Source organism: Niastella yeongjuensis (assembly GCF_900110245.1).
In the GTDB taxonomy this organism is placed as follows: Bacteria; Bacteroidota; Bacteroidia; order Chitinophagales; family Chitinophagaceae; genus Niastella; species Niastella yeongjuensis.
Genome location: NZ_FOCZ01000006.1, coordinates 454,727 through 471,669, shown reverse-complemented (window position 1 = coordinate 471,669; position 16,943 = coordinate 454,727). Strand labels below are relative to the sequence as shown.

At 48.4% G+C, this 16,943-nt stretch carries 9 protein-coding genes; 6 read left to right on the top strand and 3 right to left on the bottom strand.

Annotation, left to right across the window (positions count from 1 at the left end):
- Positions 1–164: 164 nt before the first annotated feature.
- The 6 genes from BMX95_RS18595 (at position 165) to BMX95_RS18565 (ending at position 10,158) form a co-directional block, all read left to right on the top strand.
- The gene (locus BMX95_RS18595; RefSeq protein WP_081202535.1) at positions 165–1,163 is read left to right on the top strand and encodes a T9SS type A sorting domain-containing protein; all 999 of its coding nucleotides are present in this window, start codon (positions 165–167) and stop codon (positions 1,161–1,163) included.
- 170 nt (positions 1,164–1,333) lie between these two features.
- A complete protein-coding gene (locus tag BMX95_RS18590; protein ID WP_081202536.1) occupies positions 1,334–3,568 on the top strand; it encodes a glycoside hydrolase family 3 N-terminal domain-containing protein in 2,235 nt (744 codons plus the stop codon).
- 351 nt (positions 3,569–3,919) lie between these two features.
- Positions 3,920–4,900 carry a PorP/SprF family type IX secretion system membrane protein gene (locus tag BMX95_RS18585; RefSeq protein ID WP_081202537.1) on the top strand — a complete coding sequence of 327 codons (981 nt, stop codon included), beginning with the start codon at positions 3,920–3,922 and terminating at the stop codon, positions 4,898–4,900.
- A 580-nt stretch (positions 4,901–5,480) separates the two neighbouring features.
- A complete protein-coding gene (locus BMX95_RS18575; RefSeq protein ID WP_090519511.1) occupies positions 5,481–8,192 on the top strand; it encodes a hypothetical protein in 2,712 nt (903 codons plus the stop codon).
- Between the two features lie 77 nt (positions 8,193–8,269).
- Positions 8,270–9,562 (top strand): MFS transporter, encoded by a 1,293-nt coding sequence (locus BMX95_RS18570; RefSeq protein WP_081202540.1) that lies wholly within the window; start codon positions 8,270–8,272, stop codon positions 9,560–9,562.
- Positions 9,550–10,158, top strand: coding sequence for a CDP-alcohol phosphatidyltransferase family protein (locus BMX95_RS18565; protein WP_081202541.1), 609 nt, complete (start codon positions 9,550–9,552; stop codon positions 10,156–10,158). The genes BMX95_RS18570 and BMX95_RS18565 overlap by 13 nt, the downstream gene beginning before the upstream one ends.
- Here the strand turns inward: BMX95_RS18565 and BMX95_RS18560 are convergent.
- The 3 genes from BMX95_RS18560 to BMX95_RS18550 form a co-directional block, all read right to left on the bottom strand.
- Positions 10,155–11,873, bottom strand: coding sequence for an IlvD/Edd family dehydratase (locus BMX95_RS18560; protein ID WP_081202542.1), 1,719 nt, complete (start codon positions 11,871–11,873; stop codon positions 10,155–10,157). The two genes, BMX95_RS18565 and BMX95_RS18560, sit on opposite strands and share 4 nt — an antisense overlap.
- 185 nt (positions 11,874–12,058) lie before the next feature.
- Positions 12,059–13,600, bottom strand: a complete 1,542-nt coding sequence (locus BMX95_RS18555) for a SusD/RagB family nutrient-binding outer membrane lipoprotein (RefSeq protein WP_081202543.1) — start codon at positions 13,598–13,600, stop codon at positions 12,059–12,061.
- Positions 13,601–13,612: 12 nt separating this feature from the next.
- On the bottom strand, positions 13,613–16,783 hold the full coding sequence (locus tag BMX95_RS18550; RefSeq protein WP_081202544.1) for a SusC/RagA family TonB-linked outer membrane protein: 3,171 nt from the start codon (positions 16,781–16,783) through the stop codon (positions 13,613–13,615).
- Positions 16,784–16,943: the final 160 nt, after the last annotated feature.

Here is a 16,943-nt window from a genome sequence, read left to right as displayed (position 1 = left end):
TTCACTTCAGAAAGCTTTCTACGATCCATTTCCACCATTAACACTGCCTCCTCCAAGTAATCACCTCCAATATCTTTACTGAGTAAGACTAAGTTCGATTCATCCAAGACATCCCTGGAAGACCATTCGTATTTCCTTTTTCGTCACCCTCGAAATTTTACCGTATGAAAACGAATGGTACCCTAACAATGGCTGCTATGCAGCTGGTACTCCTTTTTGGTAGCACAACCCTTTTGGCGCAACCAAAGTATGATTTTAGAAATGCGACCAAGATCTCAGGTCCCACCCGGGGCGTAGGCGCATTGTATCGCTTCTCCAATGTACGAACCGGAACAGATGCCCTTGTAACCATCACTGCCATAACGGGCGGCCTGGTATTAGACGACCTTGATGGCACGTCTTCAGGTTTTCAGGAGGCCTTTCAGCCTGTAATAACCGTGCCGGCCAATTCAAAAGGTTATGTTGAATTCAATATTGTGTTTGTAAATACAGGCACTTCAACCGCTGTTGTGCAAACAGAAGTACCTGTTACCCCTATCGATGTAGATGGAAAAAATGGGAACGTGTTTGAGTTTGATGAAATATCCAGGAATAGCAGCAGTTATGTTGATTATGACATGGTGGGTAATGAATTGAGTGTGACCTATCCTTCTGCCAGCCGGGTACAGGGAATGAATATAGCCGGTATCGACTATGCAGGTGTAGACACGGTGGCCAAACAGGTCATGTTCACGGTGATGAATGCCGGGATCAGTTCCCTGACCGTGCGTACAGGGGGCGATAATAAATCGGGTTCCTCACAACAACGCTTACGCAGTTTGTACTTTCAGAAGTTCATTTATCCCCATTCTGTATTGTCGCAAACAACTTTGCCGGCTTCCAGGATAAATAACAACGCTAACGCAGAAGATCAGCCCTTGAAAGTTTTTCCTGCTGCCATCAGGAGCATGGTCACTGTAAAAGTAAAAGCTGCAAAAAGCGGAACAGCCACATTTAAATTGATCGATTATTCGGGGCGAACCATAAAGCAACAACCGTTGCCTGTACAGCAAGGCGGTAATAGTATTGTTATAAATAATCTTGATAATGTTATACCCGGTAACTATATCATCCTGGTGAGTATAGGTGATGTGCAAACCAATCAAAAGGTTATAAAATTGTAGGCGGTGCTGAAGCTGTAATATACCAACCCCGGGTTCAGTAATGAGCCCGGGCAGTTGGTTTTGATGGTTGAAGTACATTTGACGTAGGTCAGGAAAACGCGTCAGGACTTTGTATTTCGTAATTTGGCAGCCGTAGTATTAGTAAATTCCATCGAATAATGTACACGCCAATGAAGAAGATATTTCTGCCTTTTTGTTTTACCATTTTTGTTTCCGTTATTAGTCTCAATGCTACCGCCCAGAAAAAAACGATCGATCAACGGGTTGATTCGGTTTTAAAACTGATGACGCTCGATGAAAAGGTAGGGCAATTGAACCAGTACTCCAGTAAAGAAGAATTAACAGGTCCCGCCGGGGAGAACAGCAATATTGCCCAGGAAATAAAAGCGGGCAAAGTAGGCTCCATGCTCAATGTGCGTGGGGCGGACCGTACCCGTCGGATGCAGGTGCTGGCCATGCAGGCGCGGTTGAAGATCCCGCTGATCTTTGGCCAGGACGTGATCCATGGCTATAAAGTTACATTTCCCATACCGCTGGCCGAAGTGGCCAGCTGGGACCTCGGCACCATAGAACAGGGCTCGCGTATTGCAGCCATTGAAACTGCAGCCTCCGGTGTACACTGGACCTTTGCCCCCATGGTAGATATTGCCCGTGACCCACGCTGGGGCCGCGTAATGGAAGGCGCCGGTGAAGATCCATACCTCGGCAGCCTGGTGGCCAAAGCCCGGGTAAAAGGTTTTCAGGGTAAAGGCCTGGGTAATTTAGATGCGATCATGGCCTGTGCCAAACATTTTGCCGCTTACGGCGCTGCCATTGGTGGCCGTGATTATAATTCTGTCGACATGAGTGAACGCACCCTTTGGGAAGTATATCTGCCGCCCTTCAGGGCCGCAGCTGAAGCCGGGGCCGCTACTTTCATGAACTCATTCAATGACCTCAATGGCATTCCTGCAACGGGCAATGCTTACCTGCAACGCAATATTTTAAAGGGTAAATGGAAATTCCCGGGTTTCGTTGTGAGCGACTGGGGTTCCATTGGCGAAATGGTACCTCACGGTTTTGTGAAAGATAAAAAAGACGCAGCCGAAAGCGCCATCAAAGCCGGCAGCGATATGGATATGGAAAGCCGCAGCTACACCGCTCACCTGGCACAGCTGGTAAAAGAAGGCAAAGTACCGGTGGCCCTGGTAGATGATGCGGTGAAAAGAATTCTGCGTAAAAAATTTGAGCTGGGCTTGTTCGATGACCCTTACCGCTTCAGCAATGCCCAACGCGAAACCGACCAGGTAGGCATTCCCCAACATCGGGAAGTGGCCAAAGACATGGCGCGAAAAAGCATAGTGTTGCTGAAAAATGAAAAAGGGGTATTGCCGCTTTCAAAAAACACAAAGACCATTGCCGTTATTGGCCCGCTGGCCAAATCGGAAGACGATATGTTGGGGTTCTGGAGTGTAGGCTGGCCCGATAACAGCGATGTGGTGTCGCAATGGGAAGGCATTCAAAACAAGGTAGGCAACACTGCCAAATTGCTGTATGCAAAGGGTTGCGATGTAAGTGATACCAGTCGGGCCGGTTTTGCCGAAGCTATTACTGCCGCGCAAAATGCCGATGTGGTGATCGTAAGTGTAGGGGAGCGGCGCGACATGAGCGGGGAAGCAAAAAGCCGTTCCGATATTCATTTACCGGGTGTTCAGGAGGAACTGTTACAGGCCCTGCAGGCTACCGGCAAACCTGTTGTGGTATTGATCAATGCAGGCCGCCCCCTGGTATTTAACTGGACAGCCGACAACATGCCTGCCATCCTATACACCTGGTGGCTGGGCAGCGAAGCGGGCAATGCCATTGCCGATGTGTTGTTTGGCGATTATAACCCCGCCGGCAAACTGCCAATGACCTTTCCGAGAACCGAAGGACAAATCCCGATCTATTACAATTACTATAATACCGGCCGCCCGGCCCCGGATGACGACAACCCGGCGCGGTACCGAAGCGGTTATATCGATCTGCAAAAAAGCCCGCGTTTTGCTTTCGGTTATGGCTTAAGTTATACCACATTTACTTACTCCGATCTGCAGTTGAACAAGACCGCTATGAATGCCAGCGACTCGATTGTAGTTAGTTTCAAACTAACCAACAGCGGAAAAGTAGCGGGTGAAGAAGTGGTCCAACTGTACCTGCGTGATGAAGTGGCGACGTTGGTTCGTCCGGTAAAAGAATTGAAAGATTTTACCAAACTGTTATTACAACCGGGTGAAACCAAAACAGTGCGTTTTGTTATCAAAAAAGATAAGCTGTCGTTTTACAACAATCAGCTGCAATGGATGGCAGAACCAGGTGCTTTTGATTTGATGATCGGTTCTTCTTCGAGTGATATTCGGTTGAAGAGTAAGTTTGAATTGAAGTAAGGGCAGAGGGCAGAAGGCAGAGGGCAGAGAGGAAAGGCAAAAGGCAGTGGGCAGTAGGCAGTAGGAAAAAGGCAATGGGCAATGGGAAATGAACTGACCTGTAAGGTGGACAGTTGGCTATTGAACAAACGGTAAGCTAAAGTCCACCTGACAGGTCCAAGGTTTCGGCGGGCGAGGCGGACATGAAGTTTACAGTGTCAGTGTCTTAAAGTTCAGCGTTTCGTTTACAGTTTAAAGTTTAAAGTATTTATCTCTGCCCTCTGCCCTCTGCCTTCTGCCCCTCTTAAGTCTTTTTTGTTGCCAGGATGTTAAGACAAAAATAAAAGGCGGCCGTATTCGTTAAGTTGCAGCATGCGACGGTTATCATTATTCATTGTCTTGATAGGATTAGCGGTTGTTACCAATGGCCAGGATCCCCATAGTAAAGGAATTGAGCAAATGAGGATCTGGTATAATCCGGCCCTGAAAACCGATACTAACTCGGAAGCGCATGTATTGCTTCATAAAGTAAATTATCCGGGTATACTTTCCACCAACAACAGGTCGATCACGCTGTCGTTGGTTTTTGAACCGAACATCGAAACCGTTTCCCCCACTGTGCCTTTCATTACGCTTTCAGCAGGTATAAATGTAGATAAAGCCAGCGACAACCTGCTGAGCGCTTCTTCGGCTATGCTGGCCTTGTCGTATGCACTGCCGCTTGATTATAATAATACTTACCTGGCCCTTGGCTTTCAGGGGAACTATTCCTTTAATAGGGTAGGTGTTACAGGGTCCTATTATAATTTCCCCGGTGATTTCGATAAATTCGGTGCCATGTATTGGGCGCTTAGAAGAGACCCTACAGGATCGGGTTACAATAAAGGATATTTTACTTTTAATGCCGGTGCGGCTGTTTTTCACACCGTCGAAGACCAGCAATGGTATGTCGGCTTTTCCACCCGTTACATCAATCGGCCCTATACTGAGTGGGATCACATCAGCGCATTGCCCGTTACCTATGGGGTGCAGGCCGGTTATACAGCGCCTGTCAATGAAAACACACAACTCAGTGGTTATGGAAATATTTCCTGGGTAACCGGTTCCTCCACATCCTTACCCGAACAGTATATTGGTCTTCGTGTTATCAGGAAAATCGCTGTCAATGAAAGTACGGCCTTTCATCTTTCTGTTGGCGCGGGGTTGAATTTTAATGAGGCCCTGCAACCCAATGTACAACTGCAATGGGGCCGGAGTTTGTTTGCAGGTTATCTCGATGTTAACCTGCCCGGTATAGCCTCTTCTGTTTATACCCGAAGGGGATTTACGCTGATGTACCGGTATGATCTGTAAGACAGCTGTAAGCTTTAAGCTAAAAGCTGCAAGCAAATACACTAATGCGCGGCTGTCGGCCCCCTCCCAACCTCCCCCGGAAGGGGGAGGAGTAATACAACCTCGCGATTTTTTTCCTGATCACTTTTTTTGAAACCTTCAATCGCGGGCGTAAAACACAGCATGCAAAGATTAATAGCGAAGTTTCCAACTCTCCCTTCCGCCAGCTGGCGGAGCCGGGAGGCCTGAACTTTCAACTTTCAACTTTAAACTTTCAACTGATTCCCCGGGAACGTTTGCGTAAAAATGCACGGCGGTTTGCTACAGATTTATTAATATGCAATACGTTCATCTCCTACGAACAACCAACGCCTCATGCATCTGAGCCTATGCCGGCTCACTACTCCTGTACGAAGATTTCAACTATTCAAATGCCATTTGGAACGGGCATGCCATTCCATTTAACCTAACGATTAAATCTTGTTTATGACTTACCCAGAAAGCGGTATCGAAAGTTCGGTACGCATTGTTATTGCTTATTGCCGCCTGCTCATTCATTGTTGTACACGCACAAACGCCTGTTTTTAAAATTGATTGTAACATGTCGGGCCGCCAGCTGGCGGAAGTAAATGAGCCGGGGTATACGCCCTGGACTACAGCCCCCACTACCAGGGACACCCTCACCCTGGCGTTAGACAGCGGCGTGCAGATCACCCTTATTCGAAAAGGCCCTTATGGTACCATGTTACGGGCCACCTGGAACAAAGCCAATGTGCAATTGCCCAACCTGGCCCGGCTGGTAGGCGATGGTATTTATGTAGATGGAGCGCAGGCCGGTCAGCAGATTGAAATGCGTATCAGTGGTTTGCCTACGGGGCGACACAGCATTCTAACGTATCACAACCATGTCGACAATCCGGCTACCAATACATTTGCTCCGCTGGATATTTACCTCGATGGCGTACAGAAGTACGACAACCTGCCACAAACAGTACGGGAGCTGGTTCCGTCAAAATCGGCCATCTCTTACGTGTATGCAGATGTAACAGCCGGCCAGGATGTGGTGATGTTGTTTGTTGGCGATAGTACCAGCGGCGCCAGTAACAAAAGTTTTCTTATTAATGGTATCGAGATCAATACCGTTAATCCGCAATACCAGGCCCGGCAGCCGTTTCCTGCCAGTACAGAAGAACATGTGAATGCAGATAGCGGCCGGATAACCCTTACCTGGGTGAATGCGCCCAATGCGGTGGCCAGCCATTTGTATTATGGCAACGATTCCGCATCGGTAGCCAGCGCATTGCCTGGTTCAGCCCTGGACAAGGGCCGGGTAACAACGGCCAGCTTTCTGGCTCAGCACCAGGACAGCAAGCTGACCTACTTCTGGCGCGTTGATGAAGAAGACGCTGATGGCAATATTACACATGGAAACGTTTGGTATTACCGCACGCGGCACCTTGCGTTCAGCGATGCCGAAGGGTATGGCCGTTTTGCCCGGGGTGGCCGTTTTGGTAAGGTGGTACATGTAACCAATTTGAATGACGATGGCCCGGGTAGTTTCCGCGAAGCCATCACCAATGATATTGGCCCGCGTACCATTGTGTTTGATGTATCGGGTTTGATCACCCTCAACAGCCGCCTTACGCTTAGCAGCAGCTATGTTACCGTGGCCGGACAAACAGCCCCTGGTAAAGGTATTTGCCTGAGGGGCGCGCCTTTTGGCACCGGTGGCAATGACCTCATCATCCGGCACATGCGGGTGCGGATAGGCGGTCCGGTTACCAGTGATGGTACCGGGCTGATCGGTAACCATTGTATTATGGATAATTGCTCCGTAAGCTGGACGATGGATGAATCTTTCAGTTCAAGAACGGCGAAGAACATCACCCTGCAACGCACCATGCTGGCAGAAGCGTTGAATGTAGCCGGTCATAAGAACTATCCGCCCGGTACTGCCCATGGCTATGCGGCTACTATTGGCGGCGAAGTAGGCAGTTTCCACCACAACCTGCTGGCGCATTGCGAAGGCCGTAACTGGAGTATGGGTGGTGGATTGGATGGAAACAACGTATATGCGAGCAAGCTCGATATCCGGAACAATGTGGTGTACAACTGGGGTGGGCGTACAACCGATGGCGGCGCGCACCAGGTGAACTTTGTAAATAATTATTATAAACCCGGTGCTGCTTCGCACAAATTTGTAGCGTTGACCATGCAGCACGAAGGTATTGGCATTGGAACACAACAGGCTTATTTTGCCGGCAATGTAATGCCCGGCCGTTGGGATGAGAACACGCAAACGCAAGGTCGCAATACCACCATTTCCGGTGGCGAGATCATCAATTATGAAACCTTTGTAGATACGCCATTTTTTGTACCGTATGTTACTACGCAAACTGCTACAAATGCGTACAAGAACGTACTGTCGAATGTAGGCGCCAACCAGCCCCTCATCGACAGCCACGATATCCGCGTGATCCATGAAACGGTTACCGGCACCTTTACCTATCGCGGCAGTGTGAGTGGTTTGCCCGGATTGCCCGATAATCAAAATGATGTGGGCGGCTGGGAAAACTATCCCGAAGAACACCGCGCACCCGAATGGGATGCCGATAACGATGGCCTGCCCGACTGGTGGGAGCGTTTAAAGCGTTTAAGCACGCATTCAACGCCCGGTGATTTTTCAGATGCCAATACCGACCGCGATAAGGATGGTTTTACCGAAATGGAAGATTTCCTCGAATTCACGGGAGGTCCGCATTATTTCACTCAGCCCTTCCGGTTATTGAAGATCGATCTGGCAGCGCTTACTGCCGGCTATACCAATGCGCCCACGTATACCATCGATAAAGTATCGAAGGGATTTGCGGTGCAGGTGCATTGTGTTCAGGGAAAGCTGTTCTTTATTCCATTGGGCATTGGATTCTCTGCCGTCACCTTTACGGTACGCGATGCCGAAGGCAGCACCCTCACGCAAACTATTCGTATTGCCAGCAGCCTGGATCCTTCACTGGTAAAACGTGAAAAAGACAGCACGGCTGCCCGCATTGCAACAGAAGAAGAAATGAATGCCCATGCCAGACTCTGGCCTGTTCCGTCAAAAGGACAATTCAATGTATTGCTGTCCGATATTAAACAACCGGTGATTGTTCGGGTATACCGCATAGATGGCAGCCTGGTTGGTAAAGAAGAAAGGGTATTGCCCGGTGCTGTAAAAACATTCCATATTGCTGCCCGTGGTAACTATATAGTTAAAGCTGTAGATGTGGTTACCGGTGAGCCGGTATTTGTGAAGACAATGCTGATTGAATAAAGTAAAAGATATGTTAAAATGAAAGAGGGCTATCCACGCGGTTATGGATAGCCCTTTTTCTTGATTATGTTTGTTGCATGCCCCTGCAGCCTAACAATAAAACCGTCAACGCCTGGTGTTGGTATGACTGGGCTAATTCGAGTTATTCACTGGTGATCACCTCGGCTATTTTTCCCAGTTATTTTTTAAGTTTGAACCCGCCGGCAGGCAAAAACGCGTGGTGGCATAACATCAGCAACTCTGTACTGTATGCGTACATGTATTCTTTAGCCTCGTTGCTGTTGCTGTTCCTGAGCCCTTTGTTTGGGTCCATTGCCGATTATACAGGACGCAAGAAGCTTTTCATGCGTTTTTTCTCTTACGCAGGCTCGGTGAGTTGCCTCTTTCTTTTCTTTTCAACGAGCGGTCAAATGGCGCTTATTACCGGTCTCTTTATAGTCTCCAGTGTTTGTTATAGTTTGGGAGTTGTGTTTTACAATGCCTATATTCCTGAAATTACCACACCCGATCAATACGATACCGTGAGTGCAAAAGGTTTTGCCTGGGGTTATCTGGGTGGCATGATCGCCCTGGTTATATGTTTGCTGGTGATCCAGTTTGCGGCACACCTTGGGTTTACGCCGGAGCAGATCGATCAATATATTCCCGTTCGGATATCCTTTGTATTTATCGGCATCTGGTGGCTTGGTTTTGCGTGCTATTCCATCAAAGGATTGCCGGCTGACTGGAAGGAACATAAAATAACCGGACAAACAATAATACAGTCTTATTCCCGCATTTATAAAGCTTTTCAACGTGCACGCGGGCACAAGGCTATTGCTGTTTTTCTGCTGGCCTTTTTCTTCTATGATATGGGGCTTACTACCATTATGGGGATGTCGAGTGTGTTTGCTACCAAAACGTTGAATTTAAAAACAGCCCACCTCATTGGTGTAATCCTGATTTTGCAATTGGTGGCCATCATTGGGTCGTATGTGTTTTTGTTCATTGCCAAAAAGGTCAATAACATTTTTTCGGTAAAAACGGCGGTCCTGATGTGGGTGCTGGTTTGTTTTATCGCCTATTCCATACAAAGTATCGCACAGTTCTATATAATGGCGGTGCTGGTGGGGTTGGTGATGGGTGGAACCCAGGCCCTGTCGCGATCGGCGTTTGCAGCCCTGATACAGGACGAAAAAGATGAGTATGCCACTTACTTCAGTTTGTATGATGTGCTTGATAAAATGGGTGTGGTGATCGGTACTTTCCTGTTTGGCTGGATAGAATATGTAACTGGCTCCATGCGCGCGAGTGTGGCTACATTGAGTGTGTTCTTTATTATCGGTTTTATCTTTTTACAATTAATAAATAAGAACGCTTGGAAAAAATAAAAAAGGCCATTCCCTGGTCGCTGGTCATATTTCGCTTGTTGCTGGCGCCGGTTATGATTACCTGGACACTGCAAACCCATCAAAGCGGCTGGTTCCTGGTTGCCTGTTTATGGGCGGCCATGATTTCTGATATCTTTGACGGCATCATTGCCCGCAACCTCGGTGTGGCCAGTAACAGCCTGCGAAAATGGGATGCCAATGTTGATATTGTATTCTGGCTGGCCGCCGGTGTTAGCATCTGGTTGTTGAATGGCAAGCTGATACAAGACCATCTTTATTTTATCATCGTGTTATTTATACTGGAACCGGTGTCAGACCTCATCAATTTTGTTAAGTTCAGAAAAAGCGGTTGTGCGCATAACTGGTTGTCGAAATTATGGGGGATCAATTTGCTGATCACTTTTACCATTTTGTTGGCTGGTTATGAACCGGTGGTGTTATTCCGCATTTGTCTAATAAACGGATTGATCTCCCAAATAGACAGGATCATCATCAGTTCCCTGTTGCCCAAACCGGAATGCGATATCCCCAGCTGTTACCATGCCTGGTTAAGAAGAAAGGGGAAGCCATTTAAACGGTTTAAGTTGTTGAACTAATGCAAATCCCGTACAACATCAGACCCGCTTCCGCCCCTTAATACATCCAGATCGGCGCCGAGGTGTGCCTGTTGCACATGATCGATATAAAACTTTACATAACCACGGGTTGCCATAGGGGCCGGTGGCTGCCAGCGTGCTTTGCGTGCTGTCAGCTCTTCCTCGGGCACATCCAGGTGCAGTTTTCTGGCTGTAATATCCAGTTCAATCATATCGCCGTTTTGAACCAGTGCCAGTACGCCGCCTATCGATGATTCGGGCGACACATGTAATATCACCGTTCCGCCCGCGGTGCCGCTCATACGCCCGTCGGAAATGCGTACCATGTCTTTGATGCCTTTTTGCAGCAGTTTCATGGGCAGGTCCACATTGCCTACTTCGGGCATACCTGGATACCCTACCGGGCCAACACCTTTTAGTACGATCACGCAATGTTCATCTATATCCAGGTTGGGATCGTCTATACGGGCATGATAATCTTCTATGTTTTCAAATACCACGGCGCGCCCCCGGTGTTTCAATAAATGCGGTGAAGCTGCGGAAGGTTTTATGACGGCGCCATCCTGGCTCAAATTGCCTTTTAACACGGCCATGCCGGCTGCCTGTTGAAGCGGTTGTTGTGCCGTGGCAATTACATCGGTATTATAACAGGGGGAAACGGCGCAATTGTCACTGATACTTTTACCGTTTACCGTAAGGGCATTGTTGTGCAGGTACGATTGCATTTCGCGAATGATCACCGGTAGCCCGCCGGCATAATAAAAGTCTTCCATCAGGTATTTGCCCGATGGTTTCAGGTTCAGTAATAAGGGCACTTTGCTGCCGATGGTATCAAAATCTTCGAGTGTTAAGGGCACGCCCAGCCGACCTGCAATAGCCAGCAGATGAATAATGAAATTGCTTGACCCGCCTATTGCCGAATTAATAACAATGGCATTTTCAAAAGCAGCACGGGTAAGGATGCGGGAGATCTTCAGATCTTCTTTCACCATCTCTACAATACGGCGGCCGCTCAGTTGTGCGAATTGTTTTTTACGGGCATCTACAGCGGGAATCGCAGCCATACCGGGAAGCGTGAGCCCGAGCGCTTCGGCCATGCAGGCCATGGAACTGGCGGTACCCATAGTCATGCAATGACCCTGGCTACGGGCAACGCCGGTTTCCACTTCATGAATATCCTGTTCGGTGTAATTTTCTACCCCTTGTTTTTCTTTGATAAGCCAGTTAAAAGAACCGCTGCCAATACATTCACCACGAAAGCGACCGTTCAGCATAGGACCACCGGGCACTACGATGGTGGGCAGGTCTACACTACATGCACCCATTATAGTAGAAGGAGTGGTTTTATCACAACCGGTGAGCAGTACCACGCCATCGATGGGATTCGCGCGAATGCTTTCTTCCACATCCATACTGGCCAGGTTACGGAACAACATGGTAGTGGGACGCATCACGGTTTCGCCCAGCGAGGTAACGGGAAACTCCAGTGGAAACCCACCTGCTTCTATCACCCCGCGTTTTACTATCTCTGCCAGGTCGCGCAGGTGTTGGTTACAGGGCGTCAACTCGCTCCACGTATTACAAATACCGATCACAGGTTTGTCCACGAAATAATCGTCTGGATATCCCTGTGTATGAAACCATGACCGGTGTACAAAACCCATCTTGTCTGATCGGCCAAACCAATCGCTGCTCCTTAATTTACGGTCGCTCATTGTTGTTATTTATAGTAATTCGTGATATACAGGGCCAGCCATAAGCTATAAGCAAATACACCGCGTTGCGGCAACAAAGAACAAAGAACAAAGAACAAAGAACTCAAAACTCAGAAACCTCATAACCTACGAACCCAAAAACTAAGAACTTTGAACTTAAAACTTTAAACTTTGAACTTAAAACTTTAAGGTTTATCCCACCACACCCGTGTACTCAGCTTATCCGGTCCCTGCCGGCCAATGGCTTCATTTACATTTTCCGTATTCACACTCAGTTCTGAAGTAGGATAGGTGAGGCGCCTGATAAATGTGCCATTGGGTACATCGGGATTATTGGGCTGTCCGTAGGGATTGGGTGTCAATGCCGGGAAGCCGCTGCGTCTAAAGTTAGCAAAAGCTTCGGGTCCGTTCAAAAACGAAGCGATCCAATATTGGGTATTGATCTGTTCCAGTTCTGTACCGGCGGTAAGCGGGTTGGCGGTTATATAGGTGTCGCGGGCTGTAGCAGCAATGGCGGAATTGGCGTCGTAAGATGCCATTTGGTCCATATGTGCTTTTATACCATCGGAAAAATACTGGGCAGCGCTGCCTGAAGTTATCCAGCCCCGGAAGCGGGCTTCCGCCAATAAAAGATTGGTTTGCGCCGCGGTGATAAGGAACACTGGTGACGATACTTTTACTATACGGCGGCGGTCGGCCTGACTGTAATCATAAAAACTGGCGAGGCCGTCGGCCCTGGCCTGCGCTACAATAGTACCATTGTCTTTTCCCATGGGCATGCCCATCTGTTTAGTGGGGTCGGTAGTACCAACTGCTACGGTTTGTGTTGTGCTGCCTGTGGCGCCTACATAACGAATGGCAATGGCTTGCAGCCGCGGATCGTTGTTGTTCTTCAATTGGTCAACAAATGGTTTGGTGAGGTAAAAGTTGGCCGCCTCACTGCCATTGAGTGTATTACCTATCGGTTGGTTGAAATTGGCGTCGTGGCGAATAAAGGCATTGTCGGTATTGGCGGTTATGACGCCGCCGGCCACGGCTGCCTGCACCGTACTTTGTGCTTTGGCCGGATCAATTTTACTCAACCGCATACCGGCACGCAGCAACAGGGAGTAAGCAAATTTTTTCCACCTGGCCACATCGCCAGCGTACAACATATCACCGGTTTCAATCGTGCTGGTAGTGGTTAACGCAGCAGCGGCTTCGGTCAATTCCTGGATGAGTTTTGGATAAATATCCTGCTGGCGATCATATTTAGGGAACATAATATGTTCTGCCAGTCCGGCGCCCCCTTGCAAGTAGGGGACCTCACCAAATTCATCGGTGAGGATCATAAACACATACGACTGGTAGATACGCCCCATGTTGTACATATTGGTGCGGGTGGCAAGGTCTTTTGATTTTGCCAACGCATCGTAGGTGTTTTTTATCACGCTTTGATAATAGGCCGTCCACAAAGGGGCCGTGGTCACATCGCGGCTGTCCTGGTTGAAATTGGCGCCGGCCAACACCCCGCCATTGGGCGATACCATTTGTTGTACAATGCCCAGGTCAAAGACCAGTGATTTCACCGGAAAAGAAGTGTTGACAATTGCCTGGTTCAGCAACAACGCCGGATCTAACGTAGTGCTGTTTGTTTCATTTACATTCAGTTTCGACAGGTTCTTTTCACAGGAAGCTGCGCTATACAGCAGTGCGATGATCAATATATGGTTGACAATCTTTTTCATGACAGTAAGGTGTTAGAATTTAATGTTTAAATTCAGGCCAAGGCTGCGGGTAGTAGGCAAACCGGGTGATTCCAGACCAACCTGGTTATCGGAGCCAAAACCAAATGTTTCGGGATCGATATTATCTACCCATTTCTTGATCAGCAACACATTGTTGGCTACAAAATCGAGCTTAACGCCTTTGATGGGCCATTTAACCGGAACATGTTTGGTGAAATCATATCCTAAAGAGAGCTGACGCACCTTCCAATACCCGCCGTTATAAATAACCGGTTCTATAATTTGTTGCGTACGCAGGTGTTCCCAATAAGTTTGTACCGTCTGTACCGCGGTGTTGGGATTGCCGTTGGCATCCACACCGGAGCCTATTACGCCACCTTCCCGGCCTTGCAATGTCATTTTATGCAGGCCGTGCCGTACGGCATTGAAGTTGGTGCCAGACAGCATCTTGTTGCCCAGTTTGTAATCGATAAACACGGTGAAGTTGATACCTTTATAATTTACCGTATTCAGAAAGCCGCCTACCCATTTAGGCAAACCGCTGCCAAATAACACAAAATCGGATGTGCGCTGCGGTAACCCGTTCGATTGAAAGATCATTTGTCCTTTTGCATCCCGTGCGTAACCATAACCGGCGATCTGGCCCATTTCCTGACCCACTACATGGCGGGTTTCCCCGTTGAACACATGCGTACCGGTAGTAATGCGTTCACCCGGTTTGTCGCTGATAATGCTCAGTACTTTGGTGATGTTGTACGACGTGTTGGCGGTGAATTCCCAGGTTGTATTTAGGGTCCTTACGGGTACCAGGTTCAATTGGGCTTCAAAGCCATAGTTACGGCTTTTGCCACTGTTAATGGGCGTATTGAGATAGCCGGATGCGTCGGAGATCTGTACCAGAACGATCTGGTCTTTGGTGATCTTTCGATAAGCAGCCAGATCAATGTTAATGCGGTTATTGAACATGCGCATTTCGAGGCCCACTTCCGTTTCGGCTACCCGGCTGGGTTTCAGACTGGGATTGGGAAGGGTAGTACCGGTGGCATTGTTACTGATGTTGCTGGTGCCAACCGGTACCTGTTGCCCATTGGGGTTGCTTACGAAATTTGCGTTTGGACTATAGAATAACTGGTCTGAATAGGGGGGCACATCGCCATCACTGCCTACCTCTGCATAGCCTAACCGCAGTTTACCAAAATTCAGCCAGTTTACATTCTGCAGGTGTTCAGAGAAAACATAGCTGCCCGATACGGATGGATACAGGATACTTCTGTTAACCGGAGCCAGGGTGCTGAACCAGTCGTTACGCACGGTTCCGGTTAAATAAAAGGTTTGTTTGAAATTCAATTCAGCGGAGCTATACAAAGAATTCACACCTTGTTCTATGCGCGTGTATACAGGGTCTTTGCCACGGCCATTCTGTACGGTGTAGATGCCACGGGTGATGAAATCGGTAACCACCACGTTGTTGATGTCTGACCGTTTGCGCATGCGGTTGCCACCGGCATTCAGGTTCACTTCCATGATGCCGAATTTCCTGTTGGCATTCACCAGGAAATCGAGGTTGGTTTCGCGGAAGCGCCGGGATTCCTGTGTGTACACGCCATTTACAAAACCGGGAAGAGCGGCTGCACGGGAGTTCTGTCCGGTGGGGAAGTTATTTACATCTTCATCGCGCGACCAGTAATCCTGGCCAAAACGCCCCTGTACACTCAGCCACGACAACAGATTATACTTCAGGGTTACGTTGCCAAAAAGCCGGTCGCGTTTGATATTGTGAAATTGTTCTGCCAACACCCAGTAAGGATTGGTACGGTTGGTGAACCTCGACCAGCCGTACTCGTTGCCCTGTGCATTGTATTTATTTTCATCCAGTATATGCAGAGGCATTGAGGTTGATAAGGCCATTAGGGTAGTGGGTATGGAGTTGTCCTGGTTGGCAATATTTGGCGGGTTTTTATTGATCTCCCGCGAGTAGTTGATGTTGCCTGCCAGGATGAACTTTTCAGTCAGATTATAACTATATCCCAGGTTCATCGATTTGCGGTTGAACGAGTTATTAGGCACAATGCCATTGTTCTGGGTATTGTTGAGAGACAGGCGCATGCCGCCTTTGTCGTTACTGCTTTCGAAAGCCAGGGTGTTTGAAATATTCTGGCCATGGCGGTAGAAATTTTTGATGCGGCTGTCCTGTGGTTCGTAGGGAACAGTAAGGTTATTGAACAGGATTTGCGTCATACCGGGCGCGAACTTCTCGCCAAATGACCATTCACCCGAAGTAGGATCTGGGGTGGTGGGGCGAACCCCGCCCTCGCCCTGGCCATATTCGTTTTGATAATCGGTATAATCGAGCGGGGTATCATTGGTATAATTTAAATTATAGGAGACTCCAATTCCTTTTGTTTTTCCTTTCGTTTTTGTCGTGATCATGATCACCCCGTCTTTGGCGCGGGAACCATACAGGGCCGATGCGGGCGCTCCCTTCAGCACGGTCATGCTTTCGATATCATCGGGGTTGATGCTCGACAACCCATCCCCGCCATCGGCATATACCCCACCGCCTTTTACATTTATGGTGTTGTCGTTAAAGTTGGTATTGTCAACCGGTACGCCATTAATAACGATCAGTGGGTTGTTTTGTCCGGAAATGGAAGACTGGCCGCGGATCCGGATCTTGGAAGTACCGCCCGGGCCGGTTCCCAGGGAAGAGATGTTTACGCCGGCTACTTTTCCCTGTAAGGCATTCATCACATTGCTGGTACGGTTCACGCTCAGCTCTTCTGGTTTTACGCTGGTGGCCGAATAGCCCAGGCTTCGGGCCTGTTTTTTTATGCCCAGGGCTGTTACGATCACCTCGCCCAGGTTCTGGTTGTCGACCGTAAGGGAAATATTAATAACGATGCGGCCATCAATGGCTACTTCCGTATTTTTATAGCCTACCGCACTAAAAACGAGGGAGGCATTGCCCGGCGCGGAAATGCTGTATTTGCCATCGTTATCGGTAGTAGTCCCCAATGAAGAACCCTTTATCATTATGGAGACCCGTGACAACTTCGTACCTTTTTCATCTGACACTGTTCCTGTAATTGTTTGAGCATGGGTAACGGAAAGGAGTAAATGAAAAATGCAGAGCAGCCACAGTCCGGCATAACGGGGTGGCCTGCCGTGGGAGTAATTTTTCATACCGGCAAGTTGTTTTGGTGAGTAATCGTTGAAAGAACAAATTATCCGGTATTACGGGTAAAAACTTCCAAAATAAAACAGTGTTGAATTTTGTACATGCAGGAGCGGGAAATTCCTTTATTTTATATACGCTTCCTAACGGTTAGCGATTGCGCCAAAG